This window comes from Methylobacterium sp. JK268, from assembly GCF_054052225.1.
The window spans coordinates 1-16,854 of record NZ_JBSVZN010000019.1; the positions used below are offsets into that span (position 1 = coordinate 1).

The 16,854-nt window shown below is 68.3% G+C and carries 17 protein-coding genes and 1 tRNA gene; 9 read left to right on the forward strand and 9 right to left on the reverse strand.

Going from position 1 to position 16,854, the window contains the following annotated elements:
* The 6 genes from ACW9J6_RS20130 to ACW9J6_RS20155 all read left to right on the forward strand — a co-directional run.
* The coding region (locus tag ACW9J6_RS20130; protein ID WP_457115101.1) for an IS110 family RNA-guided transposase at positions 1 to 831 on the forward strand (831 nt) is incomplete at its 5' end.
* A 445-nt stretch (positions 832 to 1,276) separates the two neighbouring features.
* Positions 1,277 to 2,527, forward strand: a complete 1,251-nt coding sequence (locus ACW9J6_RS20135; protein WP_457118431.1) for an adenylate/guanylate cyclase domain-containing protein — start codon at positions 1,277 to 1,279, stop codon at positions 2,525 to 2,527.
* Positions 2,528 to 2,754: 227 nt separating this feature from the next.
* A complete protein-coding gene (gene thiO, locus ACW9J6_RS20140) occupies positions 2,755 to 3,963 on the forward strand; it encodes a glycine oxidase ThiO (RefSeq protein ID WP_457118289.1) in 1,209 nt (402 codons plus the stop codon).
* Positions 3,960 to 4,172 carry a sulfur carrier protein ThiS gene (thiS, locus tag ACW9J6_RS20145; RefSeq protein ID WP_457118290.1) on the forward strand — a complete coding sequence of 71 codons (213 nt, stop codon included), beginning with the start codon at positions 3,960 to 3,962 and terminating at the stop codon, positions 4,170 to 4,172. Before thiO ends, thiS begins: the two co-directional genes overlap by 4 nt.
* Before the next feature lie 27 nt (positions 4,173 to 4,199).
* A complete protein-coding gene (gene thiG, locus ACW9J6_RS20150; protein ID WP_457118291.1) occupies positions 4,200 to 4,991 on the forward strand; it encodes a thiazole synthase in 792 nt (263 codons plus the stop codon).
* Positions 4,988 to 5,608 (forward strand): thiamine phosphate synthase, encoded by a 621-nt coding sequence (locus ACW9J6_RS20155; RefSeq protein ID WP_457118292.1) that lies wholly within the window; start codon positions 4,988 to 4,990, stop codon positions 5,606 to 5,608. Before thiG ends, ACW9J6_RS20155 begins: the two co-directional genes overlap by 4 nt.
* A 291-nt stretch (positions 5,609 to 5,899) precedes the next feature.
* Here the strand turns inward: ACW9J6_RS20155 and ACW9J6_RS20160 are convergent, their stop codons facing one another.
* From ACW9J6_RS20160 to ACW9J6_RS20200, 9 genes are all read right to left on the reverse strand, one after another.
* Positions 5,900 to 7,510, reverse strand: a complete 1,611-nt coding sequence (locus ACW9J6_RS20160; RefSeq protein WP_457118293.1) for a hypothetical protein — start codon at positions 7,508 to 7,510, stop codon at positions 5,900 to 5,902.
* Positions 7,511 to 8,025: 515 nt separating this feature from the next.
* Positions 8,026 to 8,778: a peptidase gene (locus ACW9J6_RS20165; protein WP_457118294.1), complete on the reverse strand. Its 753-nt coding sequence runs from the start codon at positions 8,776 to 8,778 to the stop codon at positions 8,026 to 8,028.
* A 116-nt stretch (positions 8,779 to 8,894) separates the two neighbouring features.
* Positions 8,895 to 9,041, reverse strand: a complete 147-nt coding sequence (locus ACW9J6_RS20170; RefSeq protein WP_457118295.1) for a hypothetical protein — start codon at positions 9,039 to 9,041, stop codon at positions 8,895 to 8,897.
* A 121-nt stretch (positions 9,042 to 9,162) separates the two neighbouring features.
* Positions 9,163 to 10,041, reverse strand: coding sequence for a transglutaminase family protein (locus tag ACW9J6_RS20175; protein ID WP_457118296.1), 879 nt, complete (start codon positions 10,039 to 10,041; stop codon positions 9,163 to 9,165).
* A 67-nt stretch (positions 10,042 to 10,108) separates the two neighbouring features.
* Entirely contained in the window at positions 10,109 to 11,053 is a 945-nt protein-coding gene (locus ACW9J6_RS20180; RefSeq protein ID WP_457118297.1) for an alpha-E domain-containing protein, read from the reverse strand.
* A 55-nt stretch (positions 11,054 to 11,108) separates the two neighbouring features.
* The gene (locus ACW9J6_RS20185; protein WP_457118298.1) at positions 11,109 to 12,548 is read right to left on the reverse strand and encodes a circularly permuted type 2 ATP-grasp protein; all 1,440 of its coding nucleotides are present in this window, start codon (positions 12,546 to 12,548) and stop codon (positions 11,109 to 11,111) included.
* Between the two features lie 202 nt (positions 12,549 to 12,750).
* Positions 12,751 to 13,488, reverse strand: a complete 738-nt coding sequence (radC, locus tag ACW9J6_RS20190) for a RadC family protein (protein ID WP_457118299.1) — start codon at positions 13,486 to 13,488, stop codon at positions 12,751 to 12,753.
* A 10-nt stretch (positions 13,489 to 13,498) separates the two neighbouring features.
* A complete protein-coding gene (gene map / locus ACW9J6_RS20195; RefSeq protein ID WP_457118300.1) occupies positions 13,499 to 14,323 on the reverse strand; it encodes a type I methionyl aminopeptidase in 825 nt (274 codons plus the stop codon).
* A gap of 110 nt (positions 14,324 to 14,433) precedes the next feature.
* Positions 14,434 to 14,787: a DUF456 family protein gene (locus ACW9J6_RS20200; protein WP_457118301.1), complete on the reverse strand. Its 354-nt coding sequence runs from the start codon at positions 14,785 to 14,787 to the stop codon at positions 14,434 to 14,436.
* A 173-nt stretch (positions 14,788 to 14,960) separates the two neighbouring features.
* Here ACW9J6_RS20200 and ACW9J6_RS20205 point away from each other — a divergent pair, with 173 nt between their 5' ends.
* From ACW9J6_RS20205 to ACW9J6_RS20215, 3 genes are all read left to right on the forward strand, one after another.
* Positions 14,961 to 15,218: a zinc-finger domain-containing protein gene (locus ACW9J6_RS20205; protein ID WP_457118302.1), complete on the forward strand. Its 258-nt coding sequence runs from the start codon at positions 14,961 to 14,963 to the stop codon at positions 15,216 to 15,218.
* On the forward strand, positions 15,205 to 16,416 hold the full coding sequence (locus tag ACW9J6_RS20210; protein WP_457118303.1) for an FAD-dependent monooxygenase: 1,212 nt from the start codon (positions 15,205 to 15,207) through the stop codon (positions 16,414 to 16,416). The genes ACW9J6_RS20205 and ACW9J6_RS20210 overlap by 14 nt, the downstream gene beginning before the upstream one ends.
* Positions 16,417 to 16,450: 34 nt before the next feature.
* Positions 16,451 to 16,537, forward strand: a tRNA-Leu gene (locus tag ACW9J6_RS20215).
* Positions 16,538 to 16,854: the final 317 nt, after the last annotated feature.

The following is a 16,854-nucleotide window of genomic DNA, read 5'->3' on the forward strand; positions in this document are numbered from 1 at the left end:
ACGCTCGCCCGCTTCTGCCGGGACAACCACGTCACCCTCGTCGCCCTGGAGGCCACCGGCGGCTACGAACAGCAGCCCTTCCGCCTGCTCTGGGCGGACGGCCTGCCCTGCGCCCTCCTCAACCCCCGCCAGGTGCGGCGCTTCGCCGAGGCCATGGGCATCCTCGAGAAGACCGACCAGATCGATGCCGGCGTCATCGCGCGCTTCGCCGAGGTGCGCCGGATCAAACCCCGGCCGCCGGCCAGCCCGGCTCAGGAGCGGCTCAGCGCCCTGGTCACGCGCCTGCATCAACTGGTCGAGGCGCGCACCGTCCAGACCAACCAGGGCCGCCTCGTCACCGAGCCGCAGGTGCGCACCTCGGTCGCCGAGATGGTCGAGCTGATCAACCGCCAGATCGCCGCGTTGGAGGAGGCGATCACCGCCCAGCTCAAGGCCGATCCGCTCTGGGTTGCCCTCGATGCGACCTTCCGCACGATCAAGGGCGTGGCCGACCGCACGATCGCCCGCCTGATGGCCGACCTGCCGGAGATCGGCACCCTCTCGGGCAAAGCCATCGCCAAGCTGGCCGGCTTGGCACCCATCGCCCGCGACAGCGGCCAGAGCAGCGGCCGACGCCCCGTGCGCGGCGGACGGGCCGACGTGCGCGCCATCCTGTTCGTGGTCACCAGCTGCGTGCGGCGCTTCGATCCCGACTTCATCGCCTTCGACCAACGGTTGCGCCAAGCCGGAAAGCCCCCAAAGGTCATCCGCATCGCTCTCGCCCACAAGCTGCTCGTGCGCCTCAACGCCAAGGCCCGTGATGTCCGCGCCCAACTCGCCGCCCAGACTTGACACGCCAGACAGTCGCTCACCTTCGAGCCGATCGCTTCGCGGTCGCTGCGCCGCCTCGTCTCGCCCCCTCCAAAGGGGGGCTCGACCCTCTCCCCGCACGCGGGGAGAGGGCATGCGCACCACCCGAAGTGTGAATCCGCAAGCCCACTCGGGAGAGGAGATGCCGCGCGAGCTGAATTCGCGTCGTTCGTTGAGACGATAGCCGTTCCAGAGATCAAGGCGCATTCCAGCGAGCCTTTGATATCCCCCGGATCGCCATCCTTTAGGCTGGGGAGGGTCTGAACGGTTGTTCCGCCGCCCGGATCGGGCCGGCGGGGCCAGCGGCAGCACGGCGAGCAGGAGCCCGAATCCTGCCGCTCGGTCAAATGATCCGGTCGCATCGGGACCGCAACCGCGTCGCGCCGAGCGTCTTGCCTTGGCCGTTCCGGGAGCCCATCTCCGCGCCATGCCCGACCTGCTCACGACCGACCGACCCACTTCCCCGCCCACGGTCGAGGCGGACGGGTCCGAGGCCGCGGACATCCCGATCGGCCTGTTCCGGGCCTGCGTGGCCCTGCGCGACTGGCTGCTGAGCGAGGGCGCGCGCATGCCGGAATCGGGCGACCTGCTCGCCGGCCTCGCGCTGCGCCTCAACGACCTCGGCGTGCCGGTCGACCGCGCCACCACGGCCATCGACGCGCTGCATTCGGAATATACCGGCGTCGGGCGCTTCTGGACGCGGGAGGGCGGCCTGTCGTTCCGGCTGTTCCCGCACGGGGAGGCCACCGACCGCGCGCTCGCGCGGAGCCCCTTCGCGCATATCTACGCCACGGGCGAGTGGCTGATCCTCGACCTCGACCAGACGCCCGACGACCGCTTCAGCATCATCCCGGAGCTCAAGGCGGCCGGCTACCGCCACTACGTCGCGATCCCGATCGTCTTCACCAACGGCACCAACAACGGCGTCACCTTCGCGACGCGCTCCCCGGGCGGGTTCACGGCGCAGAACCTCGCCATTCTGCGCTTCATCGTGCCGACCCTGTCGGCCGTGATGGAGATGCGCGGCCTCAACACCCGCCTCGACCAGGTGCTGCGGATCTATGTCGGCGACGGGCCGCACCACGCGATCCTGTCGGGCTCGATCCAGCGCGGCCAGGTCGAGCGGATCCGCTCCGCGATCCTGTTCGCGGACATGCGCGGCTACACGGCGCTCACCGCCGGGCTGACGCCGGAGGCCTCCGTCGAGCTCCTCAACACCTATTTCGACTGCCTCGTGCCGCCGATCGAGAGCGAGGGCGGCGAGGTGCTGAAATACATGGGCGACGGTCTGCTCGCGATCTTCCGCGAGAGCGGCGACGGGCTCGGCGGCGCCGCGCAGAGCGCGCTCACGGCCGCCCAGACGGCGTTGCGGCGGATCGACGAGGCCAATGCCGCCGGGCGCTTCCCGTCGCCGATTGCCGCCGGCATCGCGCTCCACCACGGCGAGGCCGCCTACGGCAATGTCGGCTCGGGGGCGCGGCTCGACTTCACGGTGATCGGCCGCGACGTCAACCTCGCGAGCCGGCTCGCCAAGCTGAACAAGCAGCTCGGCGAGCCGCTGCTGATGTCGCGGCCCTTCGTGGAGTTCCTGTGGGGCGACCCCGAGCCGGTCGGATGCCACGCGATCGACGGCTTCCCGGAGAGGGTCGCCCTCTACCGGCCGGCACGGGGCGGTTGACGCCCGCCCCGCGAGCGCCCACATTCCGGCCGTTCCAGGGAGATCCCCGACAAGGGGCTGAGACACCGATGGACCGGCCGCCCGGCCGGTTAGCGCGGAAATCCTTCGAACCTGATCCGGCTCATACCGGCGTAGGGATTGGACGGGGTCCGCGGACCCGGGCGCTTCATTCGATCGGCGGCGCAGATCCAATCTCGACGGGCGACCGTGGAGACGAGGGTTCACGCATGTCATCGCCATCCCCGATCGGCCGCCGCCGCGGCGCGGAGGAGGATCCCGCCACCGACCGTCTGCCCGAACGGGCGGACGTGGCGGTGGTGGGAGGCGGGCTGATCGGGCTGTCGATCGGCTGGCGCCTCGCCGCGGCCGGCCTCGCCGTCGCCGTGCTGGAGAAGGGCCGGGCGGGGGACGGGGCGAGCCTCGCGGCCACCGGCATGCTGGCCGCCGCCGCCGAGCTCGAGCCGGGCGGCGACGCGCTGCTGCCGCTCTGTCTCGAGAGCCAGCGCCTCTGGCACCCGTTCCGCGACGAGCTGGAGGCCGCCTCCGGCCTCTCCATCGACTACCGGCGCGAGGGCACGCTCGTGGTGGCGCTGGGGCGCGACGAGGTCGAGCGCCTGCGCTTCCGCCACGACCTGCAGCGCCGGTCCGGCCTCGACGCGGCCTGGCTCTCCGGGCCGGAGGTGCGCGCCCGCGAGCCGTTCCTGCGCCCGACCGTCACCGCCGGCCTGTTCTGCCCCGCCGACCACCAGGTCGATCCCGCCCGCACGATGGCGGCCCTGCGCCGCGCCCTGCGCGCGGCCGGCGGGCGCCTCGTCGAGGATTGCCCGGTCGAGGGCCTGGAGCGGGCCGGGGGCCGCGTCGTCGGCGTCGCGACTCCGGCCGGGATTCTGCGGGCCGGAACGACGATCCTCGCCTCGGGGGCCTGGGCGGGCAGCGGCAGCCTCGCCCCGGACCTCGCCCTGCCGGTGCGCCCGCTCAAGGGTCAATCCATCGCGCTGAAGGTCACGGGCCGCAGCGGCCGGCTCGACCACGTGGTCTGGACCGAGCAGGTCCACATGGCGCCCAAGGGCGACGGCCACCTCATCGTCGGCGCCACCGTCGAGGAGATCGGCTTCGACCCGAGCCTCACCGCGGGCGGGCTCTTCGCCCTGCTGGAGGGCGCCCGGCGGGCGCTGCCCAGCGTCGAGGAGATGAGCGTCGCGCATGTCTGGTCCGGCTTCCGCCCGACCTCGGACGACGACGCGCCGATCCTCGGCGAGGCGCTGCCGGGCCTCGTCCTGGCGGTGGGCCACCACCGCAACGGCTACCTGCTGGCACCGGTCACGGCCGCCGCGATCGCCGGCCTGATCGCCACGGGCGCGCTGCCGCCCGTCGCCGCCCCCTTCGGCCCCGCCCGCTTCGCGTCGCCGACGGCGCACCTCCGGAGCCTGCCATGAAGCTCACCGTCAACGGCGAGCCCCGCGAGAGCGCGGCCGCCACCCTCGACGCCCTCTGGCGGGAGGAGACCGCCGACCTCGACCTCGCCGGGCCGCAGGGCTTCGCCATCGCGCTGAACGGCGCGGTGGTGCGCCGGCCCGACTGGGGGACGACCCGCCTGAGCGAGGGCGACCGCGTCGAGATCGTGCGGGCCATGCAGGGCGGCTGACCCTTTCAGCGTGACAGGAGTATCCCCATGAGCGTCACCCCCTTCGAGCGCGACGACGACCCGCTGGTCATCGCCGGCACGCCCCTGCGCTCGCGCCTGCTGATCGGCACCGCCGGCTACCCGACGCAGGCGATCATGGCCGAGGCGGTGCGGGCGAGCGGCGCCGAGGTCGCCACGGTGTCGATCCGCCGCGTGTCCCTGCGCGGCCACGGCTCCGACACGGTCTCGCTCCTGGCGGGCACCCGCTTCCTGCCGAACACCGCCGGCTGCGAGACCGCCCGCGACGCCGTGATGACGGCGGAGCTCGCCCGCGAGGCGCTGGGCACCAACTGGATCAAGGTCGAGGTCATCGGCGACCGCGAGACTTTGTACCCGGACGCCGCCGAGACCATCGAGGCGACGCGCCAGCTCGTCGATGCGGGCTTCGTGGTGCTGCCCTACTGCAACGACGACCCGGTCGTGTGTGCCCGCCTCGCCGATCTCGGCGCCGCCGCCGTGATGCCGATGGGCTCGCTGATCGGGTCGGGCATGGGGGTCGCGAATCCGGCGAACCTCGAACTGATCTGCCGCCGCTCCCCGGTGCCGGTGATCGTGGATGCAGGGATCGGCACCGCCTCCGACACGGTGATTGCCATGGAGCTCGGCGCCGCGGCGGTGCTGCTCAACACGGCGGTGGCGAAGGCGGACGATCCCGTCCGGATGGCCCGCGCCATGCGGCACGCGGTCGAGGCGGGCCGCCTCGCCCACGGCGCCGGCCGCATTCCCCGGCGGGCCCGGGCCGAGCCGTCGAGCCCGCAGCTCGGCCTGGTCGGCTCGTGAGCGCGCTGCCGTCCCGGCTCCTCCTCGTCACCGACCGGCACGGGTCGCAGCGGCCCCTCGCGGCCCGGGTCGCGGCGGCGCTGGCGGCCGGCGCGCGCTGGATCTGGCTGCGCGACCGCGACCTGCCGGAGGCGGAGCGGGCGGCCCTGGCCGAGGATCTGGCGTGGCATGTCCGCGACGCGGGCGGGGCGCTGACGATCGGGCGAGACGTCGGGCTCGCGGCGCGGGTCGGGGCGGCGGGCGTGCAGGTCGCGGGGGCGGAGGCGGTGATCGCGGCGCGGGCGCGGCTCGGGTCGCGGGCGCTGGTCGGGGTGTCGGCGCATTCCCTGGCCGATGTCGCGGCGGGGCGGGAGGCCGGCGCGGACTACGCGACGCTGAGCCCGATCTTCGCCACCGCGAGCAAGCCCGGCTACGGCCCGGCGCTTGGGCTGGCGGCGCTTGCGGAGGCGGCGCGGATCGGGCTGCCGGTGGTGGCGCTCGGCGGCATCGCGGCGACGAATGCGGGCGCCTGCCTCGACGCTGGGGCGTCCGGCATCGCCGTTATGGGCGGCGTGATGCGGGCGGCGAGTCCGGGGGAGGCGGTCGGAGAACTGCTCGCGATCAGCCATTTTAAATGAATTTTGATATCAAAATAGTATTTGTGTAAATCCGAATGTAAATTATTGCCTTTGCGCATTATCGAATTCTTATTCTTCACATCGCTTCACTCATCCTATGAAATCAAACTTACACAAATTCCGCTACAATAAATGCCGCCGATGAAGATGTGATCCCTACAATGAATTTGCGCGGTGCCGGATTGAAATCCGAAATCCGATCAATCATTTTGGAATGTGAAATATCGACTTCGTTCCGGCGCGGATCCGGCGGGCAATTGTATCATTGGCGCAGCACAAGCGAATAACATATTAATTAGTCAGATTATTATCCAAATGCGTTGGAAGATGGCCAACAATGATAATACCTTCATCCTCATACCACGTAAAGTAAATCCGAAACATATTCCTTGGATCGGTTCCACCACCTCGTTTTACATGCAGGTCGCACCAAAATTTTTCGCCGTTGTAAATGACCGAATAAGCAGGATATCTTTTTATATCGCCGCTCTGAGAGAAGCATTCCGAGATTGTTATACCTAGTAGCCTAAGTTTTTCTTCCAGCTGCAATCGTAATTCACTATCAAAATTGCGTCGCATTGACACATAGAAATCATCCATTGCAAACAATGCGTCTCCGATTTCTTGCGGATTTCTATATATTCCGTGCCTCTCAACTTCCTTGATTGCTTTTGGCGCAATCCAGATGTTTGGACTAAGATTTTCTTCCATCCACTCTCTGAAATTAGCTAAATCGTCTAACGGCTCTCGACTGATGGTCGCACCGCTATTTTCGAGCGTGTTTCTTAATGTGTTTATCTGAGATTTGTAACGATGGATTTCCGCCCTCATTTCAGAAAACTGGCGCTCGAAGGCTATCCTATCGGCTTCAGCGTCTGACAACCATTGATTATGCTCATTCCTAAGATCGTCCAACGCTTTACGTAAGCTAGAATTCTCCTCCTCGAAGAGTCTGGCCATTTCGGCATCAGAACTATTGCTACGTAGTGTGCTGAGCTCATTCTGAGCAACCGCCTGTCTGACTGCCTCGAAACGCGGATAATCGGTAGTTCCCTTGTTAATGCTATGAAGAAGAACATGAGAGGTGATAGCAGCATTGCCCCACGCAGCTGTACGGCCCGGTGTTGGAAGCCACAAAGGATGTGAGTATGGGTCAGCTTTATCAAATTGTAGATTAGTGCGAAAAAGGCGAACCGCACCATCAAAAACGGCCAACTCTCGCCCGGTATATTTCCTAAACTCACCATTTAATCTGCTGCTAACGCCAACAACATGTGCCGCACCACATACTGATCTGGCCAATGTATTTAAATTAGTGACCGGGACTCGGCTGATTGCCTCACCCATGACAACTACCGGCAACTTTCTCGCAGGATTTTCAATTAAAGCGACCAGCCATTCAAGATCGGTGTCATTATTGATGTAAATAGGCTCACTGCGAAGCAGAACTCCATCTGCCTTGCAAATAATACTATTTACAATATTTCTTACAATACGAGGTATACTCGGGACAAAAGGATCATCGGAATTTCGCGTCATATTGAGAAGTCTTGCGCCAAAATGAGCCTCGCCATTTCGACTTGCGACTGTGATTTCAGTTATCCAAGTGCGACCCAAAGTCGACTTGTCCGGATCATCAACTGTCGACGACCAAATCTTCACGTCTGAAAAATTAAGCGATACGGCGCGAGCCGGCTGAGTACCGCCGCCACCCACATCAAATGGCTCTCCGTTACTCGCCTCTCTGGGGATCGCTGGGTTTAAAACTCTCATCCACTCAGCGGATAAAGCGACAGCCCCATCAAAGGCATTTTCTCCTTCGATAGCAAAGGCGACACTTGATACCGATCTTACAATATTATTCGGCGACCTACTCTGCTGTAGCAAACTCGTTGCAGTCATGGCGAAACGAGACCCTTATGCAAATGCCTGATTATCTCATACGTCGTTTTGAATGATGCACCTAAACAGGCAAACTTATCAAGATGCCCAGAAAAAAATCGGGCCACATCAGTACTTTGCGTTGATTATAGAAATCCCAAAAATGACGCGTCTTGTACGTGGCATGCACAAAGGGAGATAAAAATCGCGAATGCCAATCTCAGTATCTATATTCAAATTTTTACAAAGGTCGAATATTTATTGAAATTTCGACAAAATCGCGCAACGCAAGTGTCAGGAAATTCAGTTGCGTCAAAATAGTCAAAAATGAAGATGCTGTTCGACTGAGAACCTAATTTCATCTGCGAGTAATATATTATCAGGTTAGAATAATAGGCTTGTGATTTTTGTGAGTTTACGAGTCAAATGCAGGCAAATCCAATTATCTTTGCATCATTTTCGCCTACAATCAGTGACGAGCGCGTCTGCAATCGTTCCGAACCCCTCGGTCAGCGGTTGGCTCTAAAATTCTCGCCTCACCCCTCGCCCGGCGGCCCGTAGGGCGGGCGCGGGATCGCCCGGTGCGCCGCCCGCAGCGCCGCCGACCAGCGCTCGCGCAGGTCGTGGAAATACGGCTCGCCGGCCTCGATCCGATGTATCACCTCCATCCGGCAGGTGTTGCGGCGGATCACCACCAGGTCGATCGGCAGCCCGACCCCGAGGTTCGACCGCATGGTCGAATCCATCGAGATCAGCCCGACCTTCAGGGCGTCGTAGATGTCGGTCTTGAAGGTCACCGCCCGGTCGAGGATCGGCTTGCCGTATTTGTGCTCGCCGATCTGCAGGAAGGGCGCGTCCTGGCTGCAGGCCATGAAGTTCCCGGCCGAGTAGATCATGTAGAGCCGCATCGGCCCGTCGCCGATCTGGCCGCCGAACAGGAACGACACCTCGAAGCGCAGCTGCGCCGCCTCGAACCCCTCGCGCTCGATGGTCCGCACGCGGCGGATCGCCCGGCCAATCAGCTGGGCGGCCTGGAACATCGTCGGAGCCTCCAGGATCGTCTCGAGCGTCCCGGTATCCGGGTTGGGAACCCCCTCGGTCAGGAGCGCCACCACCGACTGCGTCACCGACAGGTTGCCGGCGGAGGCGAGCGCCATCACCCGCTCGCCCGGGACGTTGAACAGGTGCAGCTTGCGGAAGGTCGAGATGTCGTCGAGCCCCGCGTTGGTGCGGGTGTCGGCGATCATCACGAGACCCTCCTCGACCAGGATCCCGACGCAGTAGGTCATGGCTCAGCGCTCCCCCGGCGACGGCCGGCGCAGATCCGCACCACCCTCTCAGAGGCGTCGGACCGGGTCCAGAGATGAAGGGCGGCGCGGCCCCGCGCGGCGCGAGGCCGGTCCGGTCAGCGCAGACCGAGGAAGCGCTGGACCCGGTCGAGCCAGCGCCGCCCGGCGGGTTCCACGGACTCGGCCACGAGGGCGCCCGCGATCACGGAGGCCGACATGGCGAAGAGATGCGCGAGCGGCAGGTCGAACGGAATGGCGGTCATCGGCGTCGTCTGAGCGGCGGAGACACCCACCGTCGAGGCGGGGCCGCGCCAAGGCAAGGTCCGCGACCGGCGGCGCGGCGGAATAAGAGCGCCCGTCGCAATTCCGCCACGGAAGCGGCCGTCAGGACTGGGACTGTCCTTGCGATGGACCGTCGGACGCGCGCTGCGACTGCATCTGGGCCTGCGCCTGGGCCCGGGCCTCGTCGACCACGACCCGCACCGTCAGGGTCTCGGTGCCGCCGCCCATCCGGCTGCCCCGCACCGGCGCGGCGTCGAGGTAGTCGAGCCCGATCGCGACCCGCAGATGCGCCTCCGTGACCGAGATGCCGAAGCAGGGATCGAACCCCACCCAGCCGAGGTCGGGCACCCGCGCCTCGACCCAGGCGTGACCCGCCTCCTGCGCGGGGGTGCCCTCCCGGTAGTAGTAGCCGGAGACGTAGCGGACCGGGATCTCCAGGTGACGCGCCGCCGCGATGAAGACGTGGGCGAGGTCCTGGCCCACGCCCTTGCGCAGGGCGAAGGCCTCGGCGGCGGTGCTGTTCGAGTGCGTTGGGCCGCCCGGCGCGTAGGCGACCTCGCGGTGGATCCCGTCCACCAGGGCGTGGAGCCGGGCCAGGGTGTCGGTCTCGCGCCCCACGGCGTCCTCCGCGAAGGCGCGGATCGCCGCGTCGGCGACGGCGAAGCGCGATTCCCGCAGGTAGAACGGATCCGGCAGACGCTCGACGGCGCCGCGGATGACCCCGTGGGTCTCGCTGGTCTCGACCTCGCCGGTCACCCGCAGCACCAGGGCCTCCTCGGGGCCGTCGGCGCTGAAGACGTGCACGACGTTGCCGAACCCGTCCTCCCGGCGGCCGAGCCGCCCGTCCGCGGTCGGCTCGATCCGCCAGGAGCGGACGTGCTGGCCGTCATGGCCGCGGGGGGTGAGCCGCAGCATCTGGATCAGGCCGCGGGCCGGCGAGTCGTACTCGTAGGCCGTCTCGTGAACGACGCGGATGCGCATGGTGTCCCATGGGAAGGCGTGGAGATCCGGGGAAGGGGCGCGGGCGGGAACCCGCGCCGCGGATCCGTCAGACGAGGTACTGCTCGGCGATGGCCGCGCCGAGGCGGTTGTTGTCCTGGATGAAGCCCTGGATGAACTCGTGCAGGCCGCCCGCGAAGACGCTCTCGACGGTGGCGCCGTCGAGCTTCGCCCGCATGGTGCTGGCGAGCCGCTGGCTCGGCCCGCGCCGGCCATAAGCGTCCGCCACCAGATCGAGGTGGCGCACCAGCATCTCGTAGCAATTGGCGAGCGAGCGCGGCATCTGCCGGTTGAGGATCAGCAGGTCCGCCACCAGCCAGGGCTTGATGCTCTCCCGGTAGACCCAGTGATAGGCCGTGAGCGCCGAGACCTCGCGCAGGATCGTGGTCCACTGGAAGTAGTCGAGGGTGCCCCCGACCCGCTCGGTCTCCGGGAGCAGCACGTGGTACTTCACGTCGAGGATGCGGGCGGTGTTGTCCGCCCGCTCGATGGCGACGCCGAGCCGGGTGAACCAGTAGGCGTCGTTGCGCAGCATGGTGCGGTAGGCCGAGCCGTCGAAGGCCAGCGACACGCCCTTCACCCAGTCGAGGAAGCGCGCGAATTCCTCCCGGCTGAGGTCGCGCCCCTCGTAGGAGCGCATCGTCAGCCACGCCTCGTTGATCGATTCCCACATCTCGACGGTGAGCGCCGTGCGCACCGCCCGGGCGTTCTCGCGGGCGACTTGCAGGCAGGAGCGGATCGACGAGGGGTTGTGCGGGCTGAAGGCGAGAAAGTCCCGCACCGTGTGCTCGTTGACGCTGTCGTAGAGCGGCTTGAACACCTCGGCGCTGCCCGCCGACGCGAGGGCCGAGTCCCACTCGTTGCTCTCGCCGCCGCCGTAGCTCGCCGGGAGCGCGGTGAGCCGGAGCGCCGCGTCGAGGATGCGGGCGATGAAATCCGCCCGCTCGGTGTAGCGGGAGAGCCAGTAGAGGTTGTCGGCGGTGCGGGAGAGCATGGGGAGCGCGGCGCTTCAGGAGAGGAGAGGGTCATAGGCTTGACGGGACGCCCCGTCACGCATCGAGCACCCAGGTGTCCTTCGTGCCCCCGCCCTGGCTCGAATTCACCACCAGCGAGCCCTCCTTCAGGGCGACCCGGGTGAGGCCGCCCGGCACGATGCGGATCTCATCGGCCCCCGCGAGCACGAAGGGCCTGAGGTCCACGTGGCGCGGCGCCACCCCCGAGGCCACGAAGGTCGGGCAGGTGGACAGCGCCAGGGTCGGCTGAGCGATGAAGCCGTCGGGCGCGTGGCGCAGCTTGCGGCCGAACTCCTCGATCTCGCGCTTCGTCGCGTGCGGCCCCACCAGCATGCCGTAGCCCCCCGAGCCGTTGACCTCCTTGACGACGAGGTCGCCGAGATTGGCCAGCACGTGGGCCAGCGCGTCCTTCTCCCGGCAGCGCCAGGTCGGCACGTTGTGCAGGATCGGCTCCTCGCCGGTGAAGAAGCGCACGATCTCCGGCATGTAGCTGTAGACCGCCTTGTCGTCGGCGATGCCGGTGCCGACCGCGTTGGCCAGCGTCACGTTCCCGCTCTGATAGGCGCTCATCAGCCCCGGCACGCCGAGGACCGAATCCGGCCGGAAGACCAGCGGGTCGAGGAAGTCGTCGTCGATGCGCCGGTAGATCACGTCCACCCGCCGCGGCCCCTCGGTGGTCCGCATGTAGACCACGTCGTCCTTGGTGAAGAGGTCGGAGGCCTCGACCAGTTCGACGCCGAGCTTGTCGGCCAGGAAGGAGTGCTCGTAGAAGGCCGAGTTGAAGCGGCCGGGGGTGAGCAGCACCACCGTCGGGTCGCGGGCGGCCCGCATCGGCGCGAGGCTGCGCAGGGTCGCGAGCAGCGCGTCCGGATAGGCCTCCACCGGCGAGACCCGGTGCTTGGAGAACAGTTCCGGGAAGAGCCGCAGCATCACCTCCCGGTTCTCCAGCATGTAGGAGACGCCGGACGGGGTGCGGGCGTTGTCCTCCAGCACGAAGAACTGGTCCTCGCCGGTGCGCACGATGTCGATGCCGGCGATGTGGACGTACTTGCCGTGCGGCACCTCGAAATCCCGCATCTCCAGCCGGTAATGCGGGTTGCGGTAGACGAGGTCGCCCGGGATCACCCCGGCCCTGATGCATTCCTGCGGCCCGTAAATGTCGGCCAGGAAGGCGTTGAGCGCGGTGACCCGCTGCTTGAGGCCCCGCTCCAGGAACCCCCATTCGGGCTTGGTGAGGACGCGGGGAATGATGTCGAACGGGATCAGCCGCTCGGTCGATTCGTTGTCCCCGTAGACGGCAAAGGTAATCCCGATGCGCCGAAAGAACAGCTCGGCCTGGCTGCGCCGGGTGTTGAAGTGTTCGGGCGGCGTCGAATCGAGCCAAGTCTTCAGCGCCGCGTAGGCATTGCGGACCGAAGCCTGGTCGTGCGCGCTCCCGGGAAGACCGTTCATCTCGTCGAACGCGCTGAGCGGCATGGGCGTCCCTCTCTTTGGCCCGAAAGCTAGACGCAAGACGGGGGCCAAGGCAAAGGAAATGCGCTGAGACCGCCGGGGGTTCTTGCGACACGTGCGGGAACGCGGCGCCTCGGGCGCTGAAGGCGGCACCGAAACTGCACAATCCGCAGGCAGATCGGATTCGCCGGCCCGCCGGACCTCCCCGCGGGCGGGGGCGAGGGGCTCAGATCAGCTTCAGTCCCTTGAAGCTCGCGTGGCCGTCGCGCCCGACGATGATGTGGTCGTGGACGACGATCCCGAGGGGGCCGGCCGCCGCGACGATGTCCCGGGTCATCTTGATGTCGGCCTGGGAGGGGCTGGGATCGCCCGACGGGTGGTTGTGGACCAGGATCAGGGCGGTGGCCGAGACCTCCAGGGCGCGCCGCACCACCTCGCGGGGGTAGACCGGCGTGTGGTCGACGGTGCCGCGCCCCTGCACCTCGTCGGCGATCAGCCGGTTGCGCTTGTCGAGGAAGAGGATGCGGAACTCCTCCCGGGGCGCGAAGGCCATGGCGGCCCGGCAGTAATCGATCACCGCGCTCCAGGAGGAGAGGAGCGGGCGGTCCGCGACGGCGCCGCGGGCGAGGCGCCGGCCGGCCGCCTCCAGGATCTTCAGGTCCTGGACGACCGAGGCTCCGATGCCGTCGACCTCCAGCAGCCTCTCCGCCGGGGCGCTGATCACCTCGGCGAAACTGCCGAAGCGGGCGATCAGCGCCTTGGCGATCGGCTTCACGTCCCGGCGCGGGATGGAGCGGAACAGTACGAGTTCGAGGAACTCGTAGTCCGGCAGCGTGTCGCCGCTCGCGAACCGGGCGCGCAGGCGATCGCGGTGGCCGTGATAATGCGGCGCGGCCTCGGCGGGGGGCGGAACCGCGGCCTCCGCGAGGGCGCCCGGCCGCTCCGGAGGCGCTCCGCCACCCACGGCGACGCCCTCAGGCGGGCTGGTGCGGGAGGTCGAGGCCCTTCGGCGACAGGGTGAAGATCTCGACCCCCGTCTCCGTCACCGCCACCGTGTGCTCGAACTGGGCCGAGAGCGAGCGGTCGCGGGTGACGGCGGTCCAACCGTCGGAGAGCACCTTCACCTGCGGCCGGCCGAGATTGATCATCGGCTCGACGGTGAAGAACTGGCCGGGCCGCAGCACCACGCTGTAGCTCGGCTCGACGTAGTGCAGAATGGTCGGGGCGTCGTGGTAGATGCGCCCGAGGCCGTGGCCGCAGAAGTCGCGTACCACTGAGCAGCGCTCGGCCTCCGCGAAGGCCTGGATCGCCGCGCCGATATCGGTCGTGGTGGCGCCCGGCTTGATCGCCGCGATGCCGCGCATCATCGCCTCGTGGGTGATCTCGCACAGGCGGGCGGCGCGGCGGGGCACCTCGCCCACATAGGCCATGCGGCTCGAATCCCCGTGCCAGCCGTCGACGATCAGGCAGATGTCGAGGTTGACGATGTCGCCCTCGCGCAGCGGCTTGTCGTTGGGGATGCCGTGGCAGACGACGTGGTTGATCGAGGTGCAGATCGATTTCGGGTAGCCGCGGTAGAACAGCGAGGCCGGGTAGGCGCCGTGATCCATCGCGAAGGTGTAGGCGAGCTTGTCCAGGGCCTCGGTGGTGACGCCGGGCGCCACCGCCTCCATCAGCAGGTCGAGCGCCTCGGCGGTGAGCCGGCCGGCCTTGCGCATGGCCGCGAAGGCCTCGGGACCGTGGATCGGCGGTTCCTGCCGACGGCCGCTCTCGGCCGTCCTCTGCTCGTCGCGACTCATGGAACCGGATCCGGCTTGCTCGGCACGTGGACTTGCGGGCGTGAGGTCGATGTAGGCGCTTCCGAGGCGGAAGCCAAGCGCGCCGCGCGCGAGCGTGCCCTGTCCCACCGTCAGTGCGGATCGACCCAGCGGGTGGAGGCGGCCGGCGCGGCGCGCTCCGCGATGCGGGCGGCCGGCGCCTCGCGGGGAGGGGCCGTCCCGTGCGCGGAGGCGGCGCGGCGGGACGCGACCCGGCGGGGCGCCCGGTGCCGGACGTGGCGGGACCGCGCCCGCGCGGTCTCGCCCCAGGCCGCGCCGACGAGCCCGCCGACCACGGCGCCGATCGGCCCGGCCACCACGGCGCCGGCCACCACGCCGGCGCCGGCCCCGATCGCCGTGCTGCTCTGGGCGGAGGCCGCCTGGGGCGTCGCGAGCGCCGCGGCGAGCAGCACGCGGGTGAGCCAGGTCGTCACGCGGGTCGTCATGGAATCCTCGACGCGTTGCGGGGGCGCAGCCCTCGCAGGCGATCGTGACGGCAGCGGGGCAGGGCTCTCGGCGCGTCAGCAAGGCGCTAGAGGCTGTTATGGCCTCTAGGCGCCCCCGGCGGGAGCGGCTAGAGGGTGGCCCGAGAAGCCAGGCTCCAGGCAGGATCCCCGCGATGGCAGACAAGGCCGTACCCCACTTCCACAACCAGGACGGCGCGCGCGTCATCCACGTCGGGTCGAAGGAGTTCATGTGCATCGGGGCGCTGCCGCCCTTCGACCACCCGCACGTGTTCCTCGACATGGGCGCGGAGAGCGAGATCATCTGCCAGTACTGCTCGACGCTGTACCGCTATCGCCCGGACCTGAAGCCGGGCACCGCCGACCCGGCCGCCAGCGTCTGGGACGACCGCGCCCGCCTTGCCGCCGAATAGGCCCGTCCCGGACCGGCCGGGGCTCGCGGTCGCGGTCGCCGGGGCGGGGATCGGCGGCCTGACGGCGGCGCTCGCCCTGGCGGCGCGCGGCCACGCGGTGACGCTCGTCGAGCGGCGGACCGCCTTCAGCGAGGTCGGGGCGGGGCTCCAGCTCTCCCCCAACGCGAGCCGGATCCTCACCGATCTCGGGCTCGGCCCGGCCCTGCGCCGGGCGGCCACGGAACCGCCGCGGGTGCGCATCCGGGGGCTGGCGAGCGGCCGGGATCTCGGCGAGGTGGCCCTCGGGCCCGCGATGCGCGAGCGCTTCGGCGCGCCCTACTGGGTGATCCACCGGGCCGACCTGCAGACCATCCTGCTCGACGCCGTGCGCGGGCGCCCGGGGATCCGGCTCCTCATGGGCCGCCGGGCGATCGCCTGCGCGGAGGAGGGGGCCGGCGCGCGCCTCACGGTGGAGAGTGCGGGCGGCCGGGCCGAGACCCTGGACGCCGACCTCGTCGTCGCGGCCGACGGCATCCGCTCGACCCTGCGCGCGCGGCTGGACCGCCGCCCCCTCAGGCCGGCCGGCGTGGCGGCGTGGCGCGCGACGCTGCCGCGCGCCCTGGCGCCGGAGGCCCTGCGGGGCGACGAGACCGGCCTCTGGCTCGGGCGCGGCCGCCACGTGGTCCACTACCCGATCGCCGGCGGCGACCTGATCAACCTCGTGGCGGTGCTGCCCGACGCCCGGGACGAGGCGGATTGGGGGCTGCCCGGCGACCCGGCCCGGCTGCGGGCGGCCTTCGCGGACGCCGCCGAACCGCTCGCCGGCCTCCTCGCCCGCCCGGAGACGTGGCTGCTGTGGACGCTGGCGGACCGGCCGGCGGCAAGGCGCCTGGCCGGGGGGCGCCTCGCGCTGCTCGGCGATGCGGCCCATCCGGTGCTGCCCTTCCTGGCGCAGGGGGCGGCGCTGGCGATCGAGGACGCGGCGGTGCTCGCCGCCGCCCTCGGGGCGGCCCCGGTCCCGGAGGCGCTGGCGGCCTACGCGGCCGCCCGCCGACCCCGGGCCCGGGCGGTACAGGACGCGGCGCGGCGCAACGGGCGCGTCTACCACGCGGGCGGGCTCGTGGCCGCGGCGCGCGACGCGGTGATGCGGCGCCTCGGCCCCGCCCGGATGACGGAGCGCTACGCGTGGCTCTACGGTTGGACGCCATCCGGCGCTTGATCTGCGCCCCGCCGCCGGAGTAACCCGGACGGGCGCGGACGTGGCGGAACCGGTAGACGCACGAGACTTAAAATCTTGCGGCCGCAAGGCCGTGCGGGTTCGAGTCCCGCCGTCCGCACCACCTCTCGGCGCTGCGTCGCGGATCCCGCCGGCCGGGACGCGCCCGTTCAACGCCGACCCCAGGCCGTGTGATGGCGCACACCGTGGAATGCGCTCGGCGCGCCCATGTCGCATCGTTGGGCCGCGCGATGCGGCTGTCCGGGCGGCCAACGGCTTCGCCCGGCCCAGATCATCGAGAGACCAATGCGAGATCTCTGTCGGTTTCTGATCCACAAATCCTAGAGTGATTACGGATCTCTGACTGTTTTTTATTTCTGCTGAGATCAAAACCGACTTGAACTGATCTTTTCATGCGGTCAAATGATTGATTATTTTTGA